The organism is Ramlibacter tataouinensis (genome assembly GCF_001580455.1).
Classification (GTDB): Bacteria; Pseudomonadota; Gammaproteobacteria; order Burkholderiales; family Burkholderiaceae_C; genus Ramlibacter; species Ramlibacter tataouinensis_B.
This window is the reverse complement of the sequence record NZ_CP010951.1, coordinates 2185944-2200911: the sequence shown is the minus strand read 5'-3', so window position 1 is coordinate 2200911 and position 14968 is coordinate 2185944. Positions and strand designations below refer to the sequence as shown.

The 14968-nt window shown below is 66.8% G+C and carries 20 protein-coding genes; 11 read left to right on the top strand and 9 right to left on the bottom strand.

Features of this window, described 5'->3' with window-relative positions; genetic code table 11:
- Window positions 1-17: 17 nt before the first annotated feature.
- Entirely contained in the window at window positions 18-563 is a 546-nt protein-coding gene (locus UC35_RS23500) for an acyloxyacyl hydrolase (RefSeq protein ID WP_061499092.1), read from the bottom strand.
- A gap of 375 nt (window positions 564-938) precedes the next feature.
- Here UC35_RS23500 and UC35_RS10625 point away from each other — a divergent pair, with 375 nt between their 5' ends.
- The 4 genes from UC35_RS10625 to UC35_RS10610 all read left to right on the top strand — a co-directional run bounded on the left by UC35_RS10625 (window position 939) and on the right by UC35_RS10610 (window position 4762).
- Window positions 939-1706: an endonuclease/exonuclease/phosphatase family protein gene (locus UC35_RS10625; RefSeq protein ID WP_061499090.1), complete on the top strand. Its 768-nt coding sequence runs from the start codon at window positions 939-941 to the stop codon at window positions 1704-1706.
- Between the two features lie 71 nt (window positions 1707-1777).
- Window positions 1778-3004, top strand: a complete 1227-nt coding sequence (clsB, locus tag UC35_RS10620) for a cardiolipin synthase ClsB (RefSeq protein ID WP_061499086.1) — start codon at window positions 1778-1780, stop codon at window positions 3002-3004.
- A gap of 4 nt (window positions 3005-3008) precedes the next feature.
- Entirely contained in the window at window positions 3009-4061 is a 1053-nt protein-coding gene (locus tag UC35_RS10615) for a lysylphosphatidylglycerol synthase domain-containing protein (protein WP_082793032.1), read from the top strand.
- Window positions 4061-4762: a TIGR03915 family putative DNA repair protein gene (locus UC35_RS10610; RefSeq protein WP_061499083.1), complete on the top strand. Its 702-nt coding sequence runs from the start codon at window positions 4061-4063 to the stop codon at window positions 4760-4762. Before UC35_RS10615 ends, UC35_RS10610 begins: the two co-directional genes overlap by 1 nt.
- Window positions 4763-4789: 27 nt before the next feature.
- Here the strand turns inward: UC35_RS10610 and UC35_RS10605 are convergent, their stop codons facing one another.
- Window positions 4790-5368: a hypothetical protein gene (locus tag UC35_RS10605; protein ID WP_145979401.1), complete on the bottom strand. Its 579-nt coding sequence runs from the start codon at window positions 5366-5368 to the stop codon at window positions 4790-4792.
- A 177-nt stretch (window positions 5369-5545) separates the two neighbouring features.
- Here UC35_RS10605 and minC point away from each other — a divergent pair, with 177 nt between their 5' ends.
- The 5 genes from minC to UC35_RS10580 all read left to right on the top strand — a co-directional run bounded on the left by minC (window position 5546) and on the right by UC35_RS10580 (window position 8350).
- Window positions 5546-6304, top strand: a complete 759-nt coding sequence (gene minC / locus UC35_RS10600) for a septum site-determining protein MinC (protein WP_061499076.1) — start codon at window positions 5546-5548, stop codon at window positions 6302-6304.
- Window positions 6305-6327: 23 nt separating this feature from the next.
- Window positions 6328-7143, top strand: coding sequence for a septum site-determining protein MinD (minD, locus tag UC35_RS10595; RefSeq protein WP_061499073.1), 816 nt, complete (start codon window positions 6328-6330; stop codon window positions 7141-7143).
- Between the two features lie 6 nt (window positions 7144-7149).
- A complete protein-coding gene (gene minE / locus UC35_RS10590) occupies window positions 7150-7413 on the top strand; it encodes a cell division topological specificity factor MinE (RefSeq protein ID WP_061499071.1) in 264 nt (87 codons plus the stop codon).
- A 92-nt stretch (window positions 7414-7505) separates the two neighbouring features.
- Complete coding sequence (locus UC35_RS10585) at window positions 7506-7997, top strand: SRPBCC family protein (RefSeq protein WP_061499068.1); 492 nt, start codon at window positions 7506-7508, stop codon at window positions 7995-7997.
- Window positions 7998-8119: 122 nt separating this feature from the next.
- Window positions 8120-8350 carry a hypothetical protein gene (locus UC35_RS10580; RefSeq protein ID WP_061499065.1) on the top strand — a complete coding sequence of 77 codons (231 nt, stop codon included), beginning with the start codon at window positions 8120-8122 and terminating at the stop codon, window positions 8348-8350.
- Window positions 8351-8560: 210 nt separating this feature from the next.
- Here the strand turns inward: UC35_RS10580 and UC35_RS10575 are convergent, their stop codons facing one another.
- From UC35_RS10575 to UC35_RS10560, 4 genes are all read right to left on the bottom strand, one after another.
- Window positions 8561-8959 carry a VOC family protein gene (locus UC35_RS10575; RefSeq protein WP_061499063.1) on the bottom strand — a complete coding sequence of 133 codons (399 nt, stop codon included), beginning with the start codon at window positions 8957-8959 and terminating at the stop codon, window positions 8561-8563.
- Between the two features lie 161 nt (window positions 8960-9120).
- On the bottom strand, window positions 9121-9507 hold the full coding sequence (locus UC35_RS10570) for a PPC domain-containing DNA-binding protein (RefSeq protein ID WP_061503785.1): 387 nt from the start codon (window positions 9505-9507) through the stop codon (window positions 9121-9123).
- A gap of 5 nt (window positions 9508-9512) precedes the next feature.
- Entirely contained in the window at window positions 9513-10094 is a 582-nt protein-coding gene (locus UC35_RS10565; protein WP_061499060.1) for an NnrU family protein, read from the bottom strand.
- Window positions 10095-10162: 68 nt separating this feature from the next.
- On the bottom strand, window positions 10163-11164 hold the full coding sequence (locus UC35_RS10560; protein ID WP_061499057.1) for a Bug family tripartite tricarboxylate transporter substrate binding protein: 1002 nt from the start codon (window positions 11162-11164) through the stop codon (window positions 10163-10165).
- A gap of 202 nt (window positions 11165-11366) precedes the next feature.
- Between UC35_RS10560 and UC35_RS10555 the strand changes: the two genes are divergently transcribed.
- Together UC35_RS10555 and queC are read left to right on the top strand one after the other, a co-directional pair.
- Window positions 11367-11585, top strand: coding sequence for a hypothetical protein (locus UC35_RS10555; protein ID WP_061499054.1), 219 nt, complete (start codon window positions 11367-11369; stop codon window positions 11583-11585).
- Between the two features lie 880 nt (window positions 11586-12465).
- Complete coding sequence (queC, locus tag UC35_RS10550; RefSeq protein WP_061499052.1) at window positions 12466-13182, top strand: 7-cyano-7-deazaguanine synthase QueC; 717 nt, start codon at window positions 12466-12468, stop codon at window positions 13180-13182.
- A gap of 80 nt (window positions 13183-13262) precedes the next feature.
- Here the strand turns inward: queC and UC35_RS10545 are convergent, their stop codons facing one another.
- The 3 genes from UC35_RS10545 to UC35_RS10535 form a co-directional block, all read right to left on the bottom strand.
- Complete coding sequence (locus UC35_RS10545) at window positions 13263-13934, bottom strand: PolC-type DNA polymerase III (protein ID WP_173861253.1); 672 nt, start codon at window positions 13932-13934, stop codon at window positions 13263-13265.
- A gap of 99 nt (window positions 13935-14033) precedes the next feature.
- Window positions 14034-14393 (bottom strand): arsenate reductase, encoded by a 360-nt coding sequence (locus UC35_RS10540; RefSeq protein WP_061499046.1) that lies wholly within the window; start codon window positions 14391-14393, stop codon window positions 14034-14036.
- 38 nt (window positions 14394-14431) lie between these two features.
- Window positions 14432-14707: a hypothetical protein gene (locus UC35_RS10535; protein ID WP_061499044.1), complete on the bottom strand. Its 276-nt coding sequence runs from the start codon at window positions 14705-14707 to the stop codon at window positions 14432-14434.
- Window positions 14708-14968 lie beyond the last annotated feature (261 nt).

The window sequence follows — 14968 nt, the reverse complement described above, 5'->3', positions numbered from 1 at the left end:
GCGCCGGCCAGTGGCCGCTACAGCGCGTGCGACCAGCGCAGCTGCAGGAAGTTCTCGCCCGGGTTCGGGTTCTTGATGCCGGCGTTCGAGATGTGGACGATGCGCAGGCTCAGTTCCTGCTCGCGCTTGGCGCCGAAGCTGCGGCCGACACCGAGGGTGCTCATGAAGTTGAACTGCGTGCTGAACTGCTTGTTCTCGGTGCGATACAGCGCGTCCATGTAGGTCAGGCCGATCCCGGCTTCCCCGAACCAGTTCGAGTGGGCGCCGTTGAAGCGGTAACGCACCAGCGGCAGCAGGCCCACCAGCGTGCGCGACTCGCGCCCGCCTTCCACGCGCGAGCTCAGGTGGCTCACGAACAGCTCGGTCACGCCTGTCCATTCGCCGCCCTCCACCGCGCGCCGCCAGGACCAAGGCCACGCCAGCCCCACGCTCGCGATGTAGCGGCCCGTGCCGGCGGCGCCGCCCTCGAGCAAGAGCGCGACGCCGCCGTCTCCCTCGGCGGCCGACGCGGCACACGCGCACAGCGCCAGCATGCAGGCGATGGCGACGCGCTTGATTTCCATCGCCACAGTTTCGCCAAGCCGCACGGGGACGTGCGTCGAGCTTGAACTCGACGGATCGTAAAAAGTGTGATTGGACTGCGCAGTGAGTGCCCGCGGCCCTGCGCCGTGGCAAGGTTGCGTCCTACATCGACCCCGCCTGCCGGCGCCGGTCCGCCGCACCATGATGTCATGCATCCGTTCGATGGCACGCACCACGACTCGCGCGGTCGCAGGGGCATCGCGACGCGGCGCCGGCGAGCGCTGCGCGCGCTCGCGCGTGCCAGGCGTCTTCCCACTTGCTGCTCTGCGCAGCGACATCAAGTCAGCTTGGCGTCCTACACATCCGCAATCAGCCCGGCAGTACAACAACCTCTCCGACGTCCCGATCCTTTGCCGATGACCGATACAGCGGCCCATGCCATTGCGCTGACCGTGATGACGGTCAACATCCACAAGGGCTTCACGACCTTCAACCGGAAGTTCATCCTGCCCGAATTGCGTGACGCGGTGCGCAAGGTGGGCGCAGACGTGGTGTTCCTGCAAGAGGTCATGGGCATGAACGGGCAGCACCGCAAGGCCAGTAGTACCGTGGAAGAGCCTCATTACGAATTTCTCGCCGACGAGATCTGGCCGCAGTACGCCTATGGACGGAACATGGTCTACCCCAAGGGGCACCACCACGGCAATGCGGTGATGTCCAAGTTCCCCATCGTCCACTACCAGAACCATGACGTGTCGGTGGCCGGCCCGGAAAAGCGCGGGCTGCTGCATTGCGTGCTGCGCGTGCCGGGCCACACGGTCGATGTGCATGTGATCTGCGTGCACCTGGGCCTGGCCGAAGCGCATCGCCAACAGCAGCTGGAGCTGCTGTGCCACATGGTGCGCGGCGAGGTGCCCGACGACGCGCCGCTGGTGGTGGCGGGCGACTTCAACGATTGGCGCCGGCGCGCGCATGTGCTGCTGGAGCGCGAAGTGGGCCTGCGCGAAGTGTTCGTGCATGCCTACGGCGAAGCCGCCCGGACCTTCCCGGCGCGCCTGCCGCTGCTGTGCCTGGACCGCATCTACGTGCGCAACGCCTCGGTGCACCTGCCGGTGGTGCTGCCCCGGCGGCCCTGGTCGCACCTGTCCGACCACGCGCCGCTGGCCGCGGAGATCCACCTCTAGGAACTCGCCATGAGACGCACGGCCGTTCCGAAGGCGCATGGCACCACAGCCCGCAGGGCGGAGGTTGTCCAATGAGCCCGCGGTGGATCGAAGGCAACGACATCCGGCTCCTCGAGAACGGGGAGGAGTTCTTCCCGCGCGTGTTCGACTGCATCGCCAACGCGCGGCAGGAAGTGGTGATCGAGACCTTCATCCTGTTCGAGGACAAGGTCGGCGTGCAACTGCATGGAGTCCTGGTCGAGGCGGCGCGCCGCGGCGTGCAGGTGGACCTGACCATCGACGGCTTCGGCTCGCCCGACCTGTCTGACGACTTCATCCGCTCGCTCACCGACGCCGGCGTGCGGCTGCATGTGTTCGACCCGGGCACGCGGCTGCTGGGACGCGGCTTTCGCATGAACGCGCTGCGCCGCATGCACCGCAAGATCGTGGTGGTCGACGGCACCGTGGCCTTCGTGGGCGGCATCAACTACTCGGCCGACCACCTGCAGGACTTCGGCCCGCAGGCCAAGCAGGACTACGCGGTGGAGATCCACGGGCCGCTGGTGGCGGAGATCCACCGCTTCAGCCATGCGGCGCTGGCCCAGGGACAACGCTACCAGCGCCAGCGCGCGTGGTGGCGCTGGCGCAGCCGCCTGCGCACCCAGCCCAGGAACCTGCCGCATGCGGGCAGCGCCGCCGCCATGCTGGTGGTGCGCGACAACGGCGAGCACCTCAGCGACATCGAGCGGCACTACCGCATCGCGATCCGCGCGGCGCGCGACCGCATCATCATCGCTAACGCCTACTTCTTCCCCGGCTACCGCTTCATGCAGGAGCTGCGGCGGGCGGCGCGGCGCGGGGTGGACGTGCGCCTGATCCTGCAAGGCGAGCCCGACATGGCGATCGTCAAGACCGCCGCCCGCATGCTGTACCACCAGCTGCTGCGCGCGGGCGTGAAGATCCTCGAGTACTGCGAGCGGCCGCTGCACGGCAAGGTGGCGCTGATGGACGACGAGTGGGCCACCGCGGGTTCGAGCAACCTCGACCCCCTGAGCCTGGCGCTCAACCTCGAAGCCAACGTCATCATCCGCGACCGCGCCTTCAACCAGCAGCTGTACGAGCGCCTGCAGCACCTGACGCGGCACTGCCGGCCGATCGACGAGAAGGAGCTCGGCGAGCTGCGCGGCTTCACCTGGCTGCGCCACGTCGTGGCCTACCACTTCACGCGCATGTACCCGGCCTGGGCGCTGTGGCAACCGCGCCATGTGCCGCGCCTGTCGCCTGCGCCGGCCTATGCCGAGCCGGGCCGGAAGGAATAGACGCATGGCCGCGCGCACCCTGCCCCGCAACGCGCTGGTCAAGCCGCGCCCGCGCGGCCATCGCGCAGAGCATGGTGGCCGCCTGCAGCGCTGGCGCGACAGCGCATGGTGGACCTGGGCCAAACGCGCGCTCACGCTGGCCTTCTTCGCGCTGGTCTTCTTCCTGCTGGCGCGCTATGCCCAGCGGCTTGACTGGGACGAGGTCCTCGATTCGCTGAAGCAGACGCCGGCCGCCACACTGGCGGCCGCCGCCGGCCTCGCTCTCTGCAGTCATCTTCTTTACAGCTGCTTCGACCTGATCGGACGCCACTACACCGGCCATGCGCTGCAAACGCGGGCGGTGATGGCGGTGACCTTCATCAGCTATGCCTTCAACCTGTGCCTGGGCTCGTTGGTTGGCGGCATCGCCTTCCGCTATCGGCTGTACTCGCGGCTGGGCCTGAAGAACGGCGATATCACCCGCATCGTTTCGATGAGCATGCTGACGAACTGGCTGGGCTACATGCTGCTGGGCGGGCTGTTGTTCCTGTTCCATCCGCTGCAGCTGCCGCCGAGCTGGCACATGGGCAACTACGGGCTGCAGTGGGCCGGCGCGGCGCTGCTGCTGGTCGCCTGCGGCTACGCCTTCGCCTGCTTGCGGTTTGGCGACCATGTATGGGACTGGCGCGGCCATGAGGTTTACCTGCCCCCCTGGCGCGTCGCGCTGGTGCAGCTGGCGGTGTCGTGCACCAACTGGAGCCTGATGGCGGGCGTGGTCTGGTTCCTGCTGGGCCGGCAGATCCACTATGCCGACGTGCTCACCGTGCTGCTGATCGGCGCGATCGCCGGTGTGGTGACGCATGTGCCGGCGGGCCTGGGCGTCCTCGAGTTCGTGTTCGTGACACTGCTGTCGCACCTGGTGTCCGAGGGCCGCCTCATCGGCGCGCTGCTCGGCTACCGGGCGATCTACTACATCGTGCCGCTGGTGGTGGCCGCGCTGCTGTACCTCTACATGGAGGTGCACGGCAAGGACAAGCACCACGTCGAAGGCCGGCGCTTGCACGCGAGGGGCAGCTGATGGACGCGCGGCTGGCCAGCGAAATCGACCTGGCGGGTTTCCGCGAGGAGGCCCGGGCGCTGCTGGCGCACCAGGTCCCGCCCGACGCGGTGCACTGGGAAACCGCGCAGGCGCAGAACAGCGACTTCTTCATGGATCCCAGCGAAGGCCCCGAGCGCGTGCGCGGCGTGCCCAAGGCCGCCTCGGCGATCGTGCCGGCTTCGTTCCTGCGCCTGTGCGAGATGGTCGTGCTGCACAACGACCCGGAACGTTTCGCGCTGCTGTACCGGCTGCTGTGGCGGCTGGTGCACGAGCCGGGGCTGCGCAACAACCCCGGGGACAGCGACATGCTGCATGCCCACCAGATGGGCCAGGCGGTGCGGCGCGACCTGCACAAGATGAAGGGCTTCGTGCAGTTCCGCGCCGTGCACGACATCGCGGCGCAGCCGCTGATGCTGGCCTGGCACGAGCCGACGCACCACATCGTCGAAGCGATCGCGCCCTGGTTCGCCAAGCACCTGGCGCAGTCGCGCTGGGTGATCTTCACGCCCGAGCGCTCGGTGGAGTTCGACGGCCGCAAGCTTCACTTCGGCCTCGGCCTGCCGCGCGCCGCAGTGCCGCCATCTGGCGCCGGCGACGCGCTGTGGCTGGCGGTCTACCACCGTGTGTTCGGCGAGCGCGCGATCGCGGTCAACGACGCCGCCGCCGATCCCCTGCCCTGAAGGCGATGGCGATGGCGAGCTGGTGGCTTAGTTGCCGGTGGGCCCCACAGTCGGAGCGGTCGATCCGATCGGGCTGACGCCGAAGCGGGCCTTGTCCGCCGTGTCCTTGGCGGCCTTCCTGGCCTTCTTGGCGGCGCTGCTTTCGTCCTTGGCCATGCCGCTGTCCTTGCTGGGCGCGATGCCGCTGTCCTTGGCAGGTGCAACACCGCTGTCCGGCTTGGGTGGCGTCACGCCCTTGTCCTTGTCGCGCGCGGGTTCGTCGCCCTTGCGCGGCACTTCGCGCGGCTGGCCGGTGATGTCCGGCGGCGGCTCGACGTCGGCCTTCAGGATGTTGTCGGGCTGCAGCGCGTTGTTGTCCGATGACGGCGCCGCCGGCCAGGTGACGATGGTCCGCTCGGCGCCCTCCGTGCCCTGCTGGCCCAGCCCGCCTTGCGGCAGCCCGGCCTGCGCGCCGGTGCCGCTCTGCGCCCCGGCCATGGCCGGGCGGCCGCGGTAGGTGGCGGACCCGTCGCTGCGTTGGCCGTACAGGTTGGACAAGGTCAACAGCGCGAGCGCCAACACCACCGCCACGGCAATCCAGTGATGTGGCGAATGCTGGCTTTTCATGGGGTGCTCCTGTGCTGTGGCACGCTGGACAGTCCAGTGTGATCCGCGCGTTCGGGCCCACCATGTGCATTTGGCAACAGAATGTGTAGGACGCCGCCTTCCGGCCACTGCTAAGATGCGCCGCCAATCAGGCTCATGCATTCGCAGAGCCCCAGCCAGAGCAGTAGTAGCAGTTTGATGACCGTTGCCTCCGCAGGCCGCGCCCCTGCCACGTTCGAGATCAAGAGCGCAAATCTCCCCCTGGTGTCACTGCTGCTGAAGTCGGCCGACCTCTGCGCGCTGGCGCAGGAGCTCAACGCCCGCTTCGGCGACATCCCGGATTTCTTCGACCACGACCCGCTGGTGCTCGACCTGTCGCCCCTGAAAGGCAAGGGCGAGATCGATTTCGGCGAGTTGTTGCATCTCTTGCGGGGCTACCGCGTGCTGCCGGTGGCCGCGCGCGGCGGCAGCGCGGCGCAGATGGCCGCGGCGCTGTCGGCCGGCCTGGCCGCCGCACCCGATGCGCTGGTGGCCGTGCCGGCGTCGGTCTCCGCGCCCGCGCCTGCCGGACCCGTGGCGGCCGCGCCGGCCGTCGTGGAAGCCAGCCCGGTCGCGGCACTGGTTGTCGACAAGCCGCTGCGCTCGGGCCAGCAGGTGTACGCGCGCGGCCGCGACCTGGTGGTGCTGTCCATGGTCAACCCCGGCGCCGAAGTCATCGCCGACGGCCACATCCACGTCTATGCACCGCTGCGCGGCAAGGCGATCGCCGGCGCGCGCGGCAACACCGAGGCCCGCATCTTCTCGACCTGCCTCGAGCCTGAACTCATTTCCATCGCCGGCGTGTACCGCACGAGCGATGTGCCCCTGCCCGCCGGCGTGCTGTCGCGCCCGACCCAGGTGCGCCTGGTCGGCGGCGCCGAGGGCAAGCTGGTGATGGACCCGATAGCAGCAGCCTGAACCAACCAAGGAAGTCACTCCTCATGGCAAGAATCATCGTCATCACCTCCGGCAAAGGCGGGGTGGGCAAGACCACCACCAGCGCCAGCTTCGCCTCCGGCCTGGCCCTGGCCGGCCACAAGACCGCCGTGATCGACTTCGACGTCGGCCTGCGCAACCTGGACCTGATCATGGGTTGCGAGCGCCGCGTGGTGTACGACCTGATCAACGTGATCCACGGCGAGGCCAACCTGCACCAGGCCCTGATCAAGGACAAGCAGTGCGACAACCTGTTCATCCTGGCGGCCTCGCAGACCCGCGACAAGGAAGCCCTGACCAAGGACGGCGTCGAGAAGGTGCTGAAGGACCTGGCCGAGATGGGCTTCGAGTACATCGTCTGCGACTCGCCCGCCGGCATCGAGACCGGCGCGCTGATGGCCATGCATTTCGCCGACGAAGCGCTGGTGGTGACCAACCCGGAAGTCTCCTCGGTGCGCGACTCCGACCGCATCCTGGGCATGCTGTCGTCCAAGACCAAGCGCGCGATCGACGGCAAGGAGCCGGTGAAGGAGCACCTGCTGATCACCCGCTACAACCCGAACCGCGTCGACCAGGGCCAGATGCTGTCGCTGGAGGACATCCAGGACATCCTGCGCATCAAGCTGATCGGCGTGATCCCCGAGAGCGAGACCGTGCTGCAGGCTTCCAACCAGGGCCTGCCCGCCGTCCACATGAAGGGCAGCGACGTCTCGGAGTCCTACCGGGACGTGGTCGACCGCTTCCTCGGGGCCGACAAGCCGCTGCGCTTCATCGACGCGCAGAAGGCCGGCTTCTTCAAGCGCCTGTTCGCGGCGAGGTAAGCGGCGATGGCCTCCCTGCTCTCATTCCTGCTCGGCGAGAAGAAGAAAACCGCCGCCGTCGCCAAGGAGCGGCTGCAGATCATCCTGGCGCACGAGCGCTCCGGCCGCCACGGCAGCCAGCCCGACTACCTGCCGGCCCTGCAGCGCGACCTGGTCGCGGTGATCAGCAAGTACATCAAGATCGATCCGCACGACATCAAGGTCGACCTGCAGCGGCAGGACAACCTCGAGGTGCTCGAAGTCAAGATCGAACTGCCCGAAGGGAAATAAACTCTGCGGTGTCATCGCGGTGTCGCATCGATAGCGAAAGCATCCTTTCGTGGTCTTGACACTGCAGAGTGACCCAACGATAAACGCCTTCCATGCCGGATCCTGTTTTGGTGCGCGTCACGCACCGTTACAACGTGTCTGTCGAGCGCGTCTTCGACGCCTGGCTCACGCCGGCGCAGGCCGCGCGTTTCCTGTTCGCCACCCGCACCGGCAACGTCCTGCAATGCCAGATCAAGCCCGAGGTGGGCGGCGGCTTCACCGTGACCGACCGCCGGCCCATCGGTGACGGCGAGGAAAGCTTCTTCGACGCCGAGCACCGCGGCACCTATGTCGAGATCGACCGGCCCAGCCGCCTGGTGTTCGACTTCGGCGTCGAACCCTTCCTGAGTCCGCCGACGCGGGTGACGCTGGACTTCGTGCCCATGGGCATCAGCATCTGCGAGCTGGTCCTGACCCATCAGCTGGGCGAGGGCGCCGAAGCCAGGGCCTATGCCGAACGCACGCGCCAGGGCTGGACGCGCATGCTGGAACAATTGGAAAAGATCCTGAGCACGCGCAGCTGGGGCTTCAAAACCGTCGCGTGAGATCCGCGCAACGCTGCGCCCGGGAAACATCTCTAAAGTCTCACCACAGTGCCAAAACGCACTGGCGCCCGGCACTGCTGCTGCGCACAATGATTCCAGTACATCTCTCGACGAACCGACAAATGCAGTACGTCCAAGATTCGTTCGACACCGGCACCGTCATCGCGGCCTGGCTCAGCCCCGGCGCGCTGGAAGAACTGGAACCCCTGCTGCGCCGCCTGCTAGCGGGCAAGCAGATTTTCATCAAACAAAGCGACGGCAGCTACCGCCCCCAGGGCTGGGAATACGGCCTGGCCCGCGGCTTCCAGTTCTCCGAACTGTGCGAGCCCGCCCTGCGCCCCCAAAGACACTAACCCCTTCACTCCCTCCCCCTCCGGGGGAGGGTTGGGGTGGGGGCGCTCCGAAGCGAATGAATTCCGAATGAATTCCCTCTCCCACTAGGAGAGGCCCGGGGGCAAGAGCATCAGGGGTCTAACTAACCCCCGCCCTTGCCCCTCCCCTGTCCGCCCCCCGCGCCCCCCGCACCACCCGAACGCGTCCAAGGAGGCGGCGGCCCAAGCGCCTCAGCTACCCTTCTTCGGCGGCGCGACCATCGCCTCGATCTTGTTGCCGTCGGGGTCGCGCACAAAGGCGGCGTAGTAGTCGTCCGAGTATTCGGGCCGCAGGCCCGGCGCGCCCTCGTCGGTGCCGCCCAGTTCCAGCGCCATCGCATGGAAGGCCTTCACTTCCTCCTGCGAGCTGGCGAAGAAGCAGATATGAACCCCGTTGCCGGCTGAAGCGCGGCCGCCGTCATGCGGCGCCTGGATCCAGAACTCGGGAAAGTGCCGGCCATAACCGGCCCCGCCCGGAAAGTCCATCACGCATTGGATCTGCAGCGTGGCCAGCACCCCGTCGTAGAAGGCCTTGGCGCGCGGATAGTCGTTGGTGCCCAGCGAAACATGTGACAGAACGGGAAGCGGCATGGTGTTCCTCGTCAAAGTTGGATATTCGATGTTGAAAAACACAGTACAGGAGATCGGCTAGACCGACAAGCAGACACAGGCGCATCAAGCCGTCAGCCATCGGGAAGCTGCAAATCGATGAGCTGAAGAAACCCGGCGCACTGAAGCCCGGGATGCGGCCCTCAAGGCAGGCGCCGGGCCTGCAGTTCCTTGAACCCCGTCGCCGGGTCGAACGCCCGGCCCAACTCCCACTGCGGCAGCAGCGCAATCACGATCTCCGCGGTGGTGCGGACGATGCAGCCCGGCATCACGTGACCGCCCTTCACACGGCCGTCAGCATCGGACACGCTCGCATGCAGGTGCACGCCGTCGCGACCCAAGGTGCCCGAGAGCGTGAGCAGCTCGGTGGGCCCCTCGATGGCGCTGCCCTCGGTCCGCTGCGCGTATCGCAGCACCACGCGCGAGAAACTGCCCACCGCCGACAGGATGCAGCCGGCGGCGATCTCTTGCGCTTCGAGCGCAGCCCGCAAGTCCTCGCCAGGCGCCAGGCGCAGGACCTGCACTTGCAGCGACATCAGTACCCCAGTGGCCGCACGCCGATCAGCGGACCGTGCAGCAGCAGCGCGAAGATCGACCAGGCCGCCAGCCCGGTGGCCAGGGCCGCGGTCGTGCCGATCGGGTTGGCCGGCGCATACACCGTGTGGTTGGCGCGATCGCGGCGGCGCGCGGCGATGAAGACCACCACCGCCCAGGCCAGGAAGGCGCCGAACAGCACCACGTCGGCCAGCACGCCCACCGCCAGCAGGTGCGCGACCGCCCAGGTCTTCACGCTCAGCGCCTGCGGATGGTGGAAACGCGCCTTGAACCAGTTGCCCGGGATGTAGGCGGCGACGAACAGCACCATGGCCAGGATCATCAGCAGCGCCGTCACGTGCCGCATCCAGCCCGGCGAGGTCCACAGCACCAGCGACTCTTGCCGCGCCTGCTTGAAGCCGATCACGATCAGCACGAAGCCCAGAATGGACAGCAGCGAGTACAGGCCCTTCCACTGCAGCAGGCCCAGGCGCTGGACCATCGCGCTGCGCCAGTCGTCGGCGAAGACGCGCGTGGAGTGCACGCCCAGGAAGAGCAGCAGACCCAGAACCATCAGCGCCATGGCGAGCCCTTTCTTGCTTGGGCCGATTATGTCGCGCCGCCCCGGCCCCGGGGCGGTACTGCGCGGCCTTACTGCGCCGGCGCGAAGCCCTTGGCCTTGATGATCTTGGCCCAGGTCGCGGTGTAGGCGCGCTCGCGCTCACCGAGCTTCTGCGCCGTCATGTACTCGGGCGCCAGGCCCATGCGCTGCATCTGCTCGCGCACCGCCGGCATCGCCAGCACCTTGGACATCGCCGCGCCGAATTCGCTGACGAAGGCGGGGCTCACACCCTTGGGCGCGAACACGCCGTAGTAGGGCACGTCTTCGAAGCCGGTGAGGCCCAGTTCGTGGAAGGTGGGCACGTCCGGCAGCGTTGCCTGGCGCTCCTTGCCGAGCACGCCGACGATGTGCAGCTTGCCCGCGCGGTGGTTCTCCATGAAGTCCGGCACCGAGCCGACGCCCGCCGCGATCTGGTTGCCCAGCATGTCGGCCATCATGGGCGCGCTGCCACGGTAGGGCGCCGGCGCCAGGTCGAGCTTGTACTTCTCGCCAATCAGCTTGACCAGGAATTCGGGCGTGGAAGCCGGCGCCGGCACGCCCACCGTGCCGCGGCCCTTGGTGGCGTTGCCGCCCGTCTTGTCGTTGCCCTCCTGGATCCACTTCACGTAGTCGTTGAAGCTCTTGGCCGGCGTGCCGCCCGACACCGCGAAGGCATTGACGAAGGTGGCGAAGCCCGCCACCGGCACGAAGTCCTGCGCCGGCTCGAAGCCGGGGTTCTTGGTGACCTGCGGCAGGATCGAGATCGTGTGGTCGTGCGACAGGAACAGCGTGTTGCCGTCCGGCGCCGCAGCCTTGAGCGCCTGCGCCGCCAGCTGGCCACCGGCCCCGGGCTTGTTGTCGACCACCACTGTGGCGTTCAGCGCGTCCTTCAGGTGCTCGCCCAGCAGGCGCGCCACCGCATCGGTGCCGCCGCCCGGCGGAAAGCCCACCAGCAGTCGGATGGTGCGCGCCTGCGCCAGGGCCGGCAGGCCGGTCAGCGCGGCGGCGCCAGCCAGAGTTTGAAGAGCGAAGGTTCTGCGAGTCAGTTTCATCGTGATCTTTCTTACTCCCTCCCCCACCGGGGGAGGGCCGGGGTGGGGGCGCTCCAGCCACATCCACCTTAGAACTTCCAGTTGAGCACCCGAAGCTTACCCGCCTTGCCAACTCCACATGGCTCAGTGACGGCATTCCCGCCTACACGCGCTTTTGCAGCAGAGGCGCAGAGTAGGGACGCAACTCCAGGAGACGCGCACCATGGCCCAACCCGCCGCCCGCAAAGTCGCGCCGCTGTCGCCCGACGAACAGCGGCACGGCAAGCACCTCAAGACCCAGCCCGCAGAACTCGACCTGCCGCCCAGCACCGGCCGCAACACCAAGCTTGGCCGGAAGGTCGAAAAGCCCGACGACCCCAAGCCGGGTGGGCCGAGCGGTCAGAAGGTCGAAACCCGGGACCGCAAGCACGCGAACAAGTGAGCGCGCCGCTCGCGCTCGAGACGCCTTGCCTTGAATCGCTTTAGTCGCGAATTTCAGCGCGCACGCGCTTGGCCTTGGCCCGCGAAACGCGCCAAGCCGCCAGCAGCGACAGCGACAACACACATCCAGTAGTAAGCAGGAGCATGGAACTTCCTCCCCGTTGATCCAGTGGTTGCACTGTACGCGGGGCGGAACGGCTGCGCCAGAGGGGGCGGAGGCGGGGGTCGCAGGGTTCTCCTGGCTGTTTCTATTGGATTTATTTTTCTAAGTTAGTCGTAGTAGGTAAGGGCCCGCCGCGCGTGTGGACAAGCCGAAATTTCCCTTGCGGATCAAGAGCCTGGGTGCTGTAGACGACTGTGGACCCCGGCGGTTTTTTGGTGCACGCGAATACTGGATAAACAGAGCCCGCCCTCCTCAGCTGTGGAAAACCCAGCAGTTGTGCTGAAACGATCCACAGGCTTGTGCCCGAAAAAAATTTTCGCCACGGAAGTTGTTCAGGAAGCGACGGGCATGGCCCTTAGGAAATTTGCACACCCTGGTGGTTCCGGGTCGCTGTGGACAACGCCCGTTCTTCCTTGGATATCAAGGACCTGGCTGCGGAACAAGTCTGTGAATTGCGGTGGAACATGCGCGCGCGACGAACATCCGCGGTCCACAAGCCTGCCCACAGTTGCCAACATGCTGTGCCCAGTTTCGCGTGCAGCGGTGCGGCGTGGCTTGAATGCGACGGTTGGGGCGCAAGAGCCTGATGCCCTCACCCCCTCCCTCCCGGAGGGAGAGGGAGAAACAGCCAGACCGGGGTTCGGCGCAAAATACGAAGGCAATGACTGGATCGGCTAGTGCTGCCACCCAACGGCAGGCCAAGACCAGGCGGGCTTGAATGCCGCATCTACACACCCGCGCCCTCGTCCTCTTCTCCGGCGGCCAGGACTCGGCTACCTGCCTGGCCTGGGCGCTGGCGCGCTACGCGCATGTGGAGACCATCGGCTTCGACTACGGCCAGCGCCATCGCGTGGAGTTGGAAAGCCGCCAGACCTTCCTGCGCAAGCTGAAGGCACAGTTTCCGCCATGGGTCCCCAAGCTCGGCCCCGATCACCTGCTGGACCTGGGCCTTCTCGGCCAGGTGAGCGACACCGCCCTCACCGCCGACAAGGCCATCGCGTTTGACACCAGCGGCCTACCCAACACCTTCGTGCCCGGGCGCAACCTGATCTTCTTCACCTTCGCGGCCGCCCTCGCCTACCGGCGTGACATCAGCGTGCTGGTGGGCGGCATGTGCGAGACCGACTACAGCGGCTACCCCGATTGCCGCGACGACACCCTCAAGGCCCTGCAGGTCACGCTGGGGCTGGGCCTGGACACGCGCATGGTGATCGACACGCCGCTGATGCGGATCGACAAGGCCGCCACTTGGCGGCTGGCCAGGGATCTGGGCGGTGATGCGCTGGTGGAATTGATCAAGGAAGACACGCACACCTGCTACGTGGGCGACCACGGCACGCGGCACGAGTGGGGTTATGGGTGCGGCGTGTGTCCGGCGTGTGAGTTGAGGGGCCAGGGGTATCGCAGCTTCACGGCAGCAGCGATTCCGAGATAGGCCTGGATATGCCGCCGCCGAGTCGGTTTGTCGGCCGAAGCCGCGCGCGTCAGCTGTTCGAGCTGATCAGGAGACCTCGATCATTGCGGGCTTGATCCGCAATCCAAAGTCTCTGCCGCCTTTGGCAAGCCCTCGAAGTACTTGCGGATCGTCTCCGGCACCTTCGTCTTCGGCGCTTTGCCCAGGTTCACCAGCAACTCGTGCTGGCAGTCGAACACCTCATAGCGTCGCTCCAGGTCCCGCTGGATGCGGGCCAGCAGCGCCGCGGTCACCTCCGCATCCGCCATCGCCCGGTGCGCGCGCCCGGCAGCAGGCAGGTCATGAAACGCTGCCAGCGACCCGAGCCGGAAGCTGCGCGCCTCCGGGTACAGCCGCCGCGAGAGCAGCAAGGTGCAGGCGAAGGGTGCGTGCATGTTGCCGGGCGCCGCGTCGCAGCCCAGGCGCTCCAGCTCCAACGACCAAAAGCGCCGGTCGAACGAGGCGTTGTGCGCCACCATCGGCGCGTCGCCCACGAAGCGGCTGGCCTGCGCCATCACCTCCTCGGCGGGCGGCGCGTCCGCGATCATCTCGTTGCTGATGCCGGTATAGGCTTCGATGAACGGCGAGATGCGGACGCCCGCGTTCATCAGCGACTGGAAGCGATCGACGACCTTGCCGTCTTCCATCAGGACGATGGCGACCTCGGTGGCGCGGTCACCCATGGCGGGGGAGAGGCCGGTGGTTTCGAAGTCGATGACGGCGGTGAGGGGCAAGGTGGGACGAAGTCTACCTTTGCTTGTCATCGAACTCGCGACATGCTGCTTTCGAGAGGAAAGCTATGCCGGCGGTCGACGCCGCTACACCGGCCGGGATCACGGAGCAAGCAGGTCTTCAAAAGCCTGTTCATCAAACCCCACCATCCGTCGCTCGCCGACCTCGACGACCGGACGTTTGATCGTGCTCGGGTGCGCCAGCATCACCTTGCAGGCGCTGCTCGCATCGGTGACGCCTTCGCGCAGGTGCGCGTCGAGTCCACGCCACGTGCTGCCCTGCCGGTTCAGCAGCCGCTCCCAGCCGAGGTCGGCGGCCCAGTGCTCGAGTTGCGCGGCGCTGGGAGCCTGCTTCTTGAAGTCGACGAATCGATGCTCGATGCCGCGCAGCTGCAGCCAGCGCCGCGCCTTCTTCACGGTATCGCAATTCGGAATGCCGTAGAGAGTGATGTTTGTCGTCATGGGAGTCATTGAGCTGTGGCTGTGCGAGCTGAGACTAATCACTCACCACCCCGCCCCTGTGCCAACGCCGTGGTTGCGAACAGCGTGGCCTCTTCCACCATGCCCTGCATGATCCGCATGCCAGCCTCTTCGGTTTCGTTGGACACGTCATCGCGCATCATCACCAGCAGCGCGTAGCAGCCTAGGTAAATCGCGCGGCGTGCCTCCGTCAGTTGCACCTTGCTGGGCGGCATGCCGTCGGCAAGCAGCACCTGATCTCGGTACGCGCGCCAGATGCTTTCGATGGATCGTTCTTTGAGTTCTGGATGGATCATGGACTTCCTTTCGCAGGTCCTCGCAGAACTCTACGAATTCGACAGGGGACCATGGCGGAGATTCTGCTGGTATCCACTCGACGGCAGCAACCGGGAAATTCGGCTGAACGTCAGGCGACTTACGACCCCAAACTTGGACTCGAGGAACTGGAGGAAATGGCGCGCCCGACTTGACGACTCGGGCGGTGCCGCAGTCCGAGACGGAGATCGACGAACTGCGGCGGCAAATCGGCGCGCGCTGGTAAGCCTGATCCCCCGGAG